This window comes from Streptomyces sp. NPDC027185 (assembly GCF_055567035.1).
The window spans coordinates 614,866-626,786 of the sequence record NZ_JBVHRF010000002.1 but is presented as its reverse complement, the minus strand read 5'-3'; the positions used below and the strand labels follow the sequence as shown (position 1 = coordinate 626,786).

Below are 11,921 nucleotides of genomic sequence, written 5' to 3'. Positions count from 1 at the left end.
CCGGTCCGGGCACGATGAGCTGGAGGGGACGGGGCTCGTGAGCGAGTTGTCATCCGGCGGGACGGTTCCCGCGCAGACCGCAGGTCACGGCAGGAAAGGCCCGGCCGACGCGGTCGTCGTCCCGCCTGCCCTCGCGCCGCAGGATCCGCCGGTGTGGCAGTCCAGCCGGCCCGGTTCGATCTACGACTACATCCGGCTCGCGTCCTTCTCCCTCGGCCCCGACGGCCGGATCGACAGCTGGAGCGAGCGCGCCACCGCCATGCTCGGCATCACCGCCGCCCAGGCCGTCGGCAAGGACCCGGTGGAGGCGTTCGTCCCCCACGAGCTGCGCGAGACCGGGTACCGCGCGGTCTCCCGGATCCTCGACGGACGGGAGTGGACCGGCCTGGTGCCCTACCGCCGGGAGGACGGCGGCGCGGCCGACGGGCTCGCGGAGATCTACGTCATGCCGTCCGAGACGGAGACCGGCGAGCGCGCCGCGGTCTGTCTCGTCGTCGACGTCCGGGCGCTGCGCGGTATCGAGACCGACCTCGCCGCCGCGCAGGCGGTGTTCGGCCAGTCCCCGATGGGCTTCACTCTCTTCGACACCCGGCTGCGGCTGCTCCGCGTCAACGAGCGGTTCGCCACCGTCTTCGGCGGCCCGGCGAGCAAGTACCGCGGCGGCACCCCGCACGACTTCCTGCCGCGGGCCGAGGCCGAGCGGATGACGGTGGCGTTGCGCCGGGTGCTGGAGACCGGTGAGCCGGTGTCCGAGATGCAGCTGGTCGGGGTGGTGCCCGGTGAGGAGGACCGGCGCCGCTGGTCGGTCTCGCTCTACCGCCTGCACGGCGCCAGCGGCCGTCCCATCGGCGTCGCCGCGCTCGCCTCCGACGTCACCGGGCGCCGCCGCGCCGAACGCGAGGCCGCCAACGCCCGCCGCAACCTCGCGCTGCTCAACGAGGCGGGCGCCCGCATAGGCAACTCCCTCGACCTGGAGACCACCGCCCGCACCCTTCTCGACGTCGCCGTTCCGCAATTCTGCGACCTGGCCTCCGTCGACCTCTACCAGGGGCTGCTGGCGGGCGACGAGGCACCGCCCGGGATGAGCGACGGCAGCGCGGAGCTGCGCCGCGTCGCCTTCTCCAGCGCCGTCTCGGACGCGCCGCTGGCCACCATGCCCTGTTGTCCCGAGAGCAGCCCGGTCGCGGTCGGCGCGGTCCACCGTTACCCCTTCAACTCCCCGTGCGCGGGCGCGCTGCGGACCGCGCAGGCGCAGATCGTGCCTGGCCGGGAGGGGGAGGAGGGCCGTGAGCTGGGCGCCGTGGTGCACTCCACGCTCGCGGTGCCGATGGTCGCGCGGGACACCGTCGTCGGTCTGGTGCAGTTCTCCCGGACGAAGGGCAGTGAGCCGTTCGGGGAGCGGGACACCGCGCTCGCCGTGGAGCTGGCGGCGCGCGCCGCGGTCTGTATCGACAACGCCCGGCTCTACCGCCGCGAGCACGAGCGGGCGCTGATGCTCCAGCGAAGCCTGCTGCCGCCCGGCGACCCGGAGGCCGCCGGGCTCGACATCGCCTGCCGCTATCTGCCGGGCGCCGCCGCCACCGAGGTCGGCGGCGACTGGTTCGACGTCATCGAGCTGCCCGGCCACCGCACCGCACTGGTCGTCGGCGACGTCATGGGCCGCGGGCTGCGCGCCGCCGTCGCCATGGGCGAACTGCGCACCGCCGTGCGCACGCTGGCCCTGCTCGACCTGGAGCCCGCCGAGGTGCTGGCCGCGCTGGACGAGGTCGCCCGCGGGCTGGGCGGCGGTGAGGGGCGCGGCGGCAAGCGCGCCGCGGCCGGCCGCTCCCCGGCGCCCGGTGTGCCGCACGCCGCCGGGACCGCCGATCTCTCCGAGGTCTACCTCGCCACCTGCGTCTACGCCGTGTACGACCCGATCACCCGCCGCTGTACGTTCGCCAACGCCGGGCATCTGCCGCCGGTGGTGGTCGAGGAGGGCGCGGAGGCGGCGCTGCTGGACGTCCCGCCGGGCATGCCGCTGGGCGTCGGCGGCGAGCCGTTCGAGGAGACCGAGGTGGAGCTGGCGGACGGCGCGCTGCTCGCCCTCTACACCGACGGTCTGGTGGAGTCCCGCGACCACCCGCTGGACGAGGGCCTGGAGGCGTTCCGCGGCGCGCTCGACGCCGACCGGCCGCTGGAGGACGCCTGCGACCACGTCCTGTCCACCCTGGACACCTCGCACGGTGAGGACGACATCGCGCTGCTGATGGCCCGGGTGCACGGGCTGCCCAAGGACGCGGTGGGGGACTGGAGCCTCGCGCCGGAGGCCCGTTCGGTGTCGCGCGCCCGGGAGCTGGCCCGCGACCAGCTCACCGACTGGGGCCTTACGGAGCTGGTGGACACCACCGAGCTGCTCGTCAGCGAGCTGGTCACCAACGCGCTGCGGCACGGTCACGGCGAGATCCGGCTCCGTCTGCTGCGCGACCGGTCGCTGGTGTGCGAGGTGTGGGACGCCGATCTCGCACAGCCGCGCCGCCGCCGCGCCCGCGACACCGACGAGGGCGGCCGCGGCCTTCAGCTGGTCGGCCTGCTGAGCACCGGCTGGGGCAGCCGCCGCACCCCCCGCGGCAAGACCGTCTGGTTCGAACTCGCCCTGCCCGACGGCGACCACCCGGCGCCGGATCCGGCCGAGGCGCTGCTGAGCATGTTCTGAGCGGGGCACGTCCGGAGCCCGGTCCCGTCGCGGGGCCGGGCTCCGTCGTGCCGGGGCGGCGAGGTGTACGGGGCCGGGCCGGCCCTTCGGCGTCCGGCCGCGGCACACGCCCCGGGGCGCCCCGCCTCCCGTGTACGGCCCGGCATCCGCCCGTACGTCCTGGCGCCCCGGGTCTCCTGGGCCGGACCGCCTCCCGTAGCGCCCGGCTCCTCCCGCCCGGTCCCGCCGCCGCTCGTCAGGGGGCGTGCCGGTCCTTCGCGCCCAGGCCCTCGTCCTCCGCGTCGGACCACAGGGCGCTGTCGTACGGGGTGTCGGGGACGGGGACGACCTGGGGGCCGCCGGGGGCGGAGGTGCGGGCGGGCGCGGCGGCGGTGCGGAGCAGGCGCAGGCTGTCGCCCAGGTGGTCGGTGTCGGTGCGGACCCGGCGGATGTCGAGCCCGTCGCCGAGCCGGTGCTCCAGGCGGACCACGGCCCGCTCCAGCTCGTCCAGGGCGTGTTCGGCCGCCGTCAGTTCGTCGTGAAGGGACATGATCCGCCCTCTCTGCCGGGAACGTCGTCCGGGAAGTCCGGCGGGCGCCGGGGCGGGGTGTCTTCGCGAGGACCGGGGAGACACCCCTGGGCTCCGGAGCCCGGGACGACCTCCTACGTTCCGAGTGTCCCGCGTCGCGGTGGGGCGGGAAAGGCGGGACGGGCGGCGGTGCCCGCGGACACGGGCGGCACGGGGCCGCGGCGGAGGAGGGCCCGGCGGGTACGCCGTGGCCGGCCGTCCCGGTGGCCGCTCCCGCGCCGTCGCCGGGGGCTCTTCCGCCGGGCGGGTGGCCTTGGTACGGGGCGCCGCCGTGTCGGGCGGGCGGGCCGCTCCCGGTCGCTTTCAGTGGGGGTGCCATAGATGTGATGAGCCGCTAAGTGGGCCGGACGTGGCACGGCGGCTCGGCGCGGCGTCGGTGCGAGCCCCGGAGGTAACAGCCATGACCGACCACGTCAGCCCAGGCCGCGCCGTGCGCCGCAGACGCCGCGCCGCCCTCCTCGCGGCAGGGATGCTGCTGCCGCTGCCGGTCCTGGCCGGCTGCGGTGGCGACGACGGCGGGGGCGGCGCGGGCCTCGCCCAGGACATCGCGGCGGCGCCGCGCGGCCGGGTCGCGAACGGCGGCACCGTCCGCTGGGCGGTCGACGCGCTGCCCGGCACCCTCAACGCCTTCCACACCGACGCCGACGCGGCCACCGACCGGGTCACCGGCGCCGTCCTGCCGCAGCTGTTCACCCTCGACCGCAGCGGCGCCCCGCAGCGCAACGCCGACTACCTCACCGCCGCCGACGTCACCGCCCGTGAGCCCCGGCAGGTCGTCGTCTACAAGCTCAACCCCAAGGCCCGCTGGAGCGACGGCCGCCCGATCGGCGCCGCCGACTTCCTCGCCCAGTGGAAGGCGCTGCGCGGCACCGACCACGCGTACTGGACCGCCCGCAACGCCGGGTACGACCGCATCGCCAAGGTCGAACAGGGCGCCCGGCCGCACGAGGTCAAGGTCACCTTCGCCCGGCCCTACGCCGACTGGAAGGCGCTGTTCACCCCGCTCTACCCGCGGTCGGTCATGGCCGACGCCGACACCTTCAACGACGGCGCCCGCGACCGGCTGCCGGTGACCGCCGGACCGTTCGCCGTCGGCGACCGCGACTCCGGCGACGGCTCCCTCACCCTGGAACGCGACCGCCACTGGTGGGGCGCGCCCGCCAAACTCGACCGGCTGGAGCTGCGCGCCGTACCGCGCGGGAAGCGGGCCGAGGCGCTGAGCAGCGGCGACGTCGATGTCGCCGAGGTCGACGCGGCCGTCGCGAAGAAGATCGACGAGGCGGGCGGCGGCGCCGCCCCGGCGGGCGTCCCCAAGAGCGTCCACGCGGGCAACGCGGGCGCCCCGGCCGAGGGCGCCCCCGGTGAGGTCGCCGCCGACGCCGTACGCGCCCAGGCCGCCGCCCGCGGTTCCGAGGCGGCCCGCGCCGAGGCCCGCGCCGCGGCCGCCGCCCGGACGCTGCGCGGCTACACCGTCCACCGGGCGCTGCGGCCCGCCGCCACCCAGCTCGCGCTGAACGGCGGCAGCGGACCGCTCGCCGACGACCGGGTGCGGCGCGCGGTGGCCCGCGCCATCGACCGCCAGGCCCTCGCCGACACCGTCCTCAAACCGCTGCATCTGCCCGCCACGCTCCCCGGCAGCCATCTGCTGCTGGCCGGGCAGGAGGGGTACGCCGACCACAGCGACGCCGTCGGCGGAACCGACACCGACGCGGCGAAGACGCTGCTCGCGGACGCCGGCTGGCGCTCGGGCCGGTCCGCGAAGCAGCCGCAGCAGCCGGCCAAGGGCGACGCGCAGGCCGGTCACGGCGGCGCCCCCGGCGACGCGGGGAAGGCCGACGGACAGCGCATCGCGGCGCAGGGGCCGGCGGTGATGAAGAACGGTGAGCCGCTCACCCTGCGCTTCGTCCTGCCCGACGGGCCGGCCGGTGCGGAGCTGCGCACCGTCGGCCACCGGATCGCCACCATGCTCGCCCGGATCGGCATCGCCACCGACGTCCAGAAGGTCGCCGACGACGGCTACTTCCAGGACCACATCGCGGCCGGCGACTACGACCTCGCGCTCTACTCCTGGCCGGCCTCCGCCTTCCCGTCGACCGACGCCCGCCCGGTCTACGCCAAGCCGCAACCGGCGCCGGACGGCTCGCTCGACGTCGGGCAGAACTACACCCGGGTCGGCAGCGACCGTGTCGACCAGCTCTTCGACCAGGCGGTCTCCGACCTCGACCCGAAGGCCGCGCGGGAGGCGCTGAACAAGGCGGACGCCCGGATCTGGGCCTCGGCCGGTTCGATCCCGCTCTACCAGCGCCCCGAACTGGTCGCCACGAAGAGATCGCTCGTCAACATCGGCTCCTTCGGCTTCGCCGCCCCGCGGTTCCAGGACATCGGCTACGCGAAGTGAGGCCGGCCCCGCCGCCGCGCCGGACGGAGCTGACGGCGCGGCGGCGGGCGGGTGGAATCGGCTTGGCCCAAGGCCGGACAATCGGTGAGAACGCCCAGGTCAGGCCGGGTTCGGACGGCCTGGGGAGGTCGATACCGCGGCAGCCACGTACCATGGGGTGAGGCCGTGGCGTCTTCATGCCCGGCAGGCGCGCGTACCGGACCGTACGCGCCGCCCACCACGATTCCGGGAGAAGCGCCGCAAGTGCCCACGCGCCACGACATCCGCAACGTCGCCATCGTCGCCCACGTCGACCACGGCAAGACGACCATCGTCGACGCCATGCTCAAGCAGGCGGGGGCCTTCGCCGCTCACCAGCTCGACTCCGTCGACGACCGGGTCATGGACTCCAACGACCTGGAGCGCGAGAAGGGCATCACCATTCTCGCGAAGAACACCGCGGTCAAGTACCACCCGAAGGACGGTGGCGACCCGATCACGATCAACATCATCGACACCCCCGGCCACGCCGACTTCGGTGGCGAGGTCGAGCGCGGTCTGTCGATGGTCGACGCCGTCGTGCTGCTGGTCGACGCCTCCGAGGGCCCGCTGCCGCAGACCCGCTTCGTGCTCCGCAAGGCGCTGCACCAGCGGCTGCCCGTCATCCTGTGCATCAACAAGACCGACCGTCCGGACTCCCGGATCGACGAGGTCGTCAACGAGACGTACGACCTCTTCCTCGACCTGGACGCCGACGAGGACCAGATCGAGTTCCCGATCGTCTACGCCTGCGGCCGTGACGGCGTCGCGTCGCTGACCAAGCCGGAGGACGGCACCGTCCCGGCGGACTCCACCAACCTGGAGCCGTTCTTCTCCACGCTGCTGGAGCACGTCCCGGCGCCGGAGTACGACGAGACCGCCCCGCTCCAGGCCCACGTCACCAACCTCGACGCGGACAACTTCCTCGGCCGTATCGCGCTGCTCCGTGTCGAGCAGGGCGAGCTGCGCAAGGGCCAGACCGTGGCGTGGATGAAGCGCGACGGCTCGATCTCCAACGTCCGCATCACCGAGCTGATGATGACCGAGGCGCTGACCCGCAAGCCCGCCGAGGTCGCCGGCCCCGGTGACATCTGCGCGGTCGCCGGTATCCCGGACATCATGATCGGCGAGACGCTGGCCGACCCGGAGAACCCGGTCGCCCTGCCGCTGATCACCGTCGACGAGCCCGCCATCTCGATGACCATCGGTACCAACACCTCGCCGCTGGTCGGCCGGGGCGGCACCGGTAAGGGCGCGGACGCCAAGGCGGCGGTCAAGGACCGCAAGGTCACCGCCCGTCAGGTCAAGGACCGCCTCGACCGCGAGCTGATCGGTAACGTCTCGCTGCGCGTCCTGGACACCGAGCGCCCCGACGCCTGGGAGGTGCAGGGCCGCGGTGAGCTGGCGCTGGCCATCCTGGTCGAGCAGATGCGCCGTGAGGGCTTCGAGATGACCATCGGCAAGCCGCAGGTCGTCACCAAGCAGGTCGACGGCAAGACCCACGAGCCGGTCGAGCGGATGACGGTCGACGTGCCCGAGGAGCACATGGGCGCGGTCACGCAGCTCATGGGCACCCGCAAGGGCCGGATGGACAACATGTCCAACCACGGCTCCGGCTGGGTCCGCATGGAGTTCGTCGTCCCCTCCCGCGGTCTGATCGGCTTCCGTACGGAGTTCCTGACCAACACCCGCGGTACGGGTATCGCCCACTCCATCCACGAGGGCCACGAGCCGTGGTTCGGCGAGCTGAAGACCCGTAACAACGGTTCGCTGGTCGCCGACCGCGCCGGTGCGGTCACCGCGTTCGCGATGACCAACCTCCAGGAGCGCGGTGTGCTCTTCACCGAGCCCGGCACCGAGGTGTACGAGGGCATGATCGTCGGCGAGAACTCCCGCGCCGACGACATGGACGTCAACATCACCAAGGAGAAGAAGCTCACCAACATGCGCTCCTCCTCCGCGGACTCCTTCGAGGCGATCGTGCCGCCGCGGAAGCTCTCGCTGGAGCAGTCGCTGGAGTTCTGCCGCGACGACGAGTGCGTCGAGGTGACCCCGGAGGCGGTCCGTATCCGCAAGGTCGTCCTCGACCAGAAGGAGCGCGGCCGTACCGCGTCGCGCGCCAAGCGCTGACGCCGCACCGCTGATCGACGAAGCGCCCCGCGGGACTCCGGTCCGGCGGGGCGCTTCGCCGTGTCCGGGGAAGCGCGCAGCCGGGAGCGCGGCAGGCTTTTACCGTGGCAAGTGGATCTTGTCAATGGCGGCTTGGTCTCGACCATCTCGCTCAGCGTCCGTATTCCGGACCGATTCTTGAGTGATGCTTCCCACCTCGTCCCTTTCTTCCCTGTACGGATCGTTTGCTTTGTCCGAATTTCGAACTCGATAAGCGGGAGATGTGACCTAATCGAGACGCTTTACGCGTGGTTTATGGCCGGAACGTGACTGAGACTGGGCGTTATTGAGCTCGGGTCAATGGGTCACGCGCCGTAAGAGGCGTCGACTCACGAGCATCGGGGGCTGGTTGCGGACTGTCAGGGGTGTCAGTCGCGGCCGGCTCCTTTCCATAGCAGAAGATGGACTCATGAGGAGGCAGTCCCATGCGCGGTGCCAAGAGCGCCACCTGGGTCGCAGGAGCGATAGTCGTGGCCCTGGGGGCCACGGCCTGTGGCGGCGGCAGCAGTGCGAGCGCCGAGCCCGGCGTCGTCCGGGCCAACTGGGGTGACCCCCAGAACCCGCTGGAGCCCGCCAACACCAACGAGGTGCTGGGCGGCAAGGTCCTGGACATGATCTTCAGCAATCTGAAGAGCTACGACCCGAAGACCGGCGAGGCGAAGAACGACGTCGCGCAGTCCATCGACACCAAGGACCAGCAGACCTTCACCATCAAGGTGAAGAAGGGCGAGAAGTTCTCCAACGGCGAGGCCGTGACGGCCCGTTCGTTCGTCGACGCCTGGAACTACGGCGCGCTGTCCACCAACGCCCAGAAGAACTCGTACTTCTTCGCCGACATCCAGGGCTACGACAAGGTCGCGCCCGCCAAGGGCAAGCCGACCGCGAAAACCCTCTCGGGTCTGAAGGTCGTCGACGACCACACCTTCACCGTCACGCTCACCGAGAAGATGTCGACCTGGCCGCTGCGCCTGGGCTACAAGGCGTTCGCGCCGCTGCCCAAGTCGTTCTTCAGCGACCACGACGGCTACCTCGCCAAGCCCGTCGGCAACGGTCCGTACGCCGTGGACACGTACGACAAGGGCAAGCAGATGAAGCTCGTCCCCAACCCGCACTACACCGGGGACGACAAGCCGCAGAACAAGGGCGTGCTGCTCAAGGTCTACACCGACTCCAACGCCGCCTACGCGGACCTGCAGTCCGGCAACCTCGACGTCGACGACGACGTGCCCGCCGAGCAGATCCGCAACGCCGAGTCGGACCTGAAGGGCAACTACCTCTCGCAGCCCGCGGGCGTGAACCAGGTCGTCACCTTCCCGCTGTACAAGGACTCCTGGAACAAGCCGGGCATGGAGAAGGTCCGCAAGGGCCTGTCCATGGCGATCGACCGCAAGGCGATCACCGAGAAGGTCTACAACGGCACCCGCACCCCCGCCACCGACCTCACCTCGCCCGTCCTCGGCGACGCCAACGGCTACAGCAAGGACGTCTGCGGCGACACCTGCACGTACAACCCCACCGAGGCGAAGAAGCTGATCAAGGAGGGTGGAGGCATCCCCGGCGGGAAGATGACGATCAGCTACAACGCCGACAAGGACTCCCACAAGCAGTGGGTGGACGCGGTCTGCAACAGCATCAACTCCGTGCTGGGCGACGACAAGGCGTGCGTCGGCAACCCCGTCGGCACCTTCGGCGACTTCCGCAACCAGATCACCAAGCAGGAGATGACCCAGCCGTTCCGCTCCGGCTGGCAGATGGACTACCCGCAGATCGAGAACTTCCTGACCCCGCTGTACGCGACCGGCGGCGCCTCCAACGACGCCAAGTTCAGCGACCCGAAGTTCGACGCGCTGCTCAAGCAGGCGGGTGCCGAACCGGACGTCAAGAAGGCCACCGACCTCTACAAGCAGGCCGAGAAGATCGTCCTCGACAAGGTCGTCAGCATCCCGCTCTGGTACCAGAACGGCACCGCCGGCTGGTCCGAGCACGTCTCCGGCGTCCAGCTGAACTCCTTCAGCTTCCCGGTCTTCACCAAGATCAAGGTCACCGGCTGACCCGACGCGGCCACCGCTGAGACGGCCGGCGGGCACCAACTGCCCGCCGGCCCCTCGCGGTAACGGCCCCGCGCGCGAACACACCCGCTCACGGCGGCAGGAGCAGCCGGCCACGCCCGCGACCCCAGGTCCCGGGCGCGGCCCCGGCCGCCCCCGCGTCGGCGCTTTACTGGAGGACACATGGGGCGCTACGTCATCCGACGCCTGCTCCAGATGGTGCCCGTCTTCATCGGCACCACATTCTTGATCTTCGTCATGGTCTACGCACTCGGCGACCCCGTCGCCGCGATGTTCGGAGACCGGACGCCCGATCCGGCCACCGCCGCCCAGATCCGGGAATCCCTGCACCTGAACGACCCGCTCTGGAGCCAGTACCTCCAGTACATGGCCGGCATCTTCCGCGGCGACTTCGGCACCGCCTTCAACGGCACGCCCGTCGCCGACCTGATGGGCTCGGCCTTCCCCAACACCATCAAGCTGACGCTCGTGGCCTTCGCCATCGAGGTCGTCGTCGGCGTGGGTCTCGGCATCGTCGCCGGGATGCGCCGCGGCCGCTTCGTCGACACCGGTGTGCTGGTCCTCACCCTGCTGGTGATCTCCATCCCGACGTTCGTCACCGGCTACCTGCTCCAGTACTTCATCGGCGTCAAGCTCGCCTGGGCCGCACCGGCGGTCTCCAATGACGTGGCCTTCGGCGAACTGCTGCTGCCCGGCATCGTGCTGGCCGGTGTCTCCCTCGCGTACGTCGCCCGGCTGACCCGTACGTCGATCGCCGAGAACATCCGCTCCGACTACATCCGCACCGCCACCGCCAAGGGGCTGCCCCGGCGGCGCGTCATCGGTGTGCACCTGCTGCGGAACTCGCTGATCCCGGTGATCACCTTCCTCGGCACCGACATCGGCGCGCTCATGGGCGGCGCCATCGTCACCGAGCGGATCTTCAACATCCAGGGCGTCGGCTACCAGCTCTACCAGGGCATCCTGCGGCAGAACGCGCCCACCGTCGTCGGCTTCGTGACCATCCTCGTGGTCGTCTTCCTCGCCGCCAACCTGATCGTCGACCTGCTCTACGCGGTCCTGGACCCGAGGATCCGTTATGCCTGAGATCACCGAACAGGCCCCCGCGACCGAGGCGGCGGCTCCCGGGGCGGCCGTGCCCGAGGCGGCGGCCGCGCCGCGCAGCCTGTGGGGCGACGCCTGGCGGGACCTGCGCCGCAACCCCGTCTTCTACCTCTCCGCCGTCCTCATCCTCTTCCTGGTCGTCATCGCGATCTGGCCGAGCCTGCTGACCGGCACCAGCCCGTACGCCTGTGACCTGGGACGATCCCAGCAGGGCCCGGCGCCGGGCCATCCCTTCGGCTTCACCGCGCAGGGCTGCGACGTGTACGCCCGCACGGTGTACGGGGCCCGCGCCTCCGTCGTCGTCGGTATCTGCACCACCCTCCTCGCGGCCGTCCTCGGCTGTGTCTTCGGCGGGCTCGCCGGGTTCTTCGGCGGCTGGTGGGACGCGGTGCTGTCGCGGATCGGCGACATCTTCTTCGGCATCCCGGTGCTGCTCGGCGGCATCGTCTTCCTCTCCGTCGTCAAGGGCGGTTCGATCTTCACCGTCGTGCTGCTGATGGCGGTCCTGGGCTGGCCGCAGATCGCCCGTATCGCACGCTCCGCGGTCATCTCCGCCAAGCAGCAGGACTACGTGCAGGCGGCCCGCGCGCTCGGCGCGAGCACCCCGCGGATGCTGCTGCGGCACATCGCGCCCAACGCGCTCGCGCCCGTCATCGTCGTGGCGACCATCGCGCTCGGTACGTACATCTCGCTGGAGGCGACGCTGTCGTTCCTCGGCGTCGGCCTCAAGCCGCCGACGGTCTCCTGGGGCATCGACATCTCGTCCGCCGCCACCCAGATCCGGAACGCGCCGCACATGCTGCTGTGGCCGGCCGGGGCGCTGAGCATCACGGTGCTGGCGTTCATCATGCTCGGCGACGCGGTCCGCGACGCCCTCGATCCCAAGCTGCGCTGAGGGAGGCG

Annotated in this window: 7 protein-coding genes; 6 read left to right on the top strand and 1 reads right to left on the bottom strand. The window is 71.7% G+C overall.

Annotated features, from left to right (window positions below; genetic code table 11):
* The first annotated feature begins 37 nt into the window (after positions 1-37).
* Positions 38-2,692: a SpoIIE family protein phosphatase gene (locus ACZ4M8_RS07920; protein ID WP_467604317.1), complete on the top strand. Its 2,655-nt coding sequence runs from the start codon at positions 38-40 to the stop codon at positions 2,690-2,692.
* Positions 2,693-2,927: 235 nt separating this feature from the next.
* Here ACZ4M8_RS07920 and ACZ4M8_RS07915 read toward each other — a convergent pair whose 3' ends face one another.
* On the bottom strand, positions 2,928-3,221 hold the full coding sequence (locus ACZ4M8_RS07915; protein ID WP_467604314.1) for a hypothetical protein: 294 nt from the start codon (positions 3,219-3,221) through the stop codon (positions 2,928-2,930).
* 439 nt (positions 3,222-3,660) lie between these two features.
* Here ACZ4M8_RS07915 and ACZ4M8_RS07910 point away from each other — a divergent pair, with 439 nt between their 5' ends.
* The 5 genes from ACZ4M8_RS07910 (at position 3,661) to ACZ4M8_RS07890 (ending at position 11,913) form a co-directional block, all read left to right on the top strand.
* Positions 3,661-5,658: an ABC transporter family substrate-binding protein gene (locus ACZ4M8_RS07910; protein WP_467604311.1), complete on the top strand. Its 1,998-nt coding sequence runs from the start codon at positions 3,661-3,663 to the stop codon at positions 5,656-5,658.
* A 243-nt stretch (positions 5,659-5,901) separates the two neighbouring features.
* The gene (typA, locus tag ACZ4M8_RS07905) at positions 5,902-7,806 is read left to right on the top strand and encodes a translational GTPase TypA (RefSeq protein WP_467604309.1); all 1,905 of its coding nucleotides are present in this window, start codon (positions 5,902-5,904) and stop codon (positions 7,804-7,806) included.
* 464 nt (positions 7,807-8,270) lie between these two features.
* Positions 8,271-9,896 carry a peptide ABC transporter substrate-binding protein gene (locus ACZ4M8_RS07900; protein WP_467604307.1) on the top strand — a complete coding sequence of 542 codons (1,626 nt, stop codon included), beginning with the start codon at positions 8,271-8,273 and terminating at the stop codon, positions 9,894-9,896.
* Between the two features lie 180 nt (positions 9,897-10,076).
* Positions 10,077-11,000, top strand: a complete 924-nt coding sequence (locus ACZ4M8_RS07895; RefSeq protein WP_467604305.1) for an ABC transporter permease — start codon at positions 10,077-10,079, stop codon at positions 10,998-11,000.
* Positions 10,993-11,913, top strand: coding sequence for an ABC transporter permease (locus ACZ4M8_RS07890; RefSeq protein ID WP_467604303.1), 921 nt, complete (start codon positions 10,993-10,995; stop codon positions 11,911-11,913). The genes ACZ4M8_RS07895 and ACZ4M8_RS07890 overlap by 8 nt, the downstream gene beginning before the upstream one ends.
* The last annotated feature ends 8 nt before the right edge of the window (positions 11,914-11,921 follow it).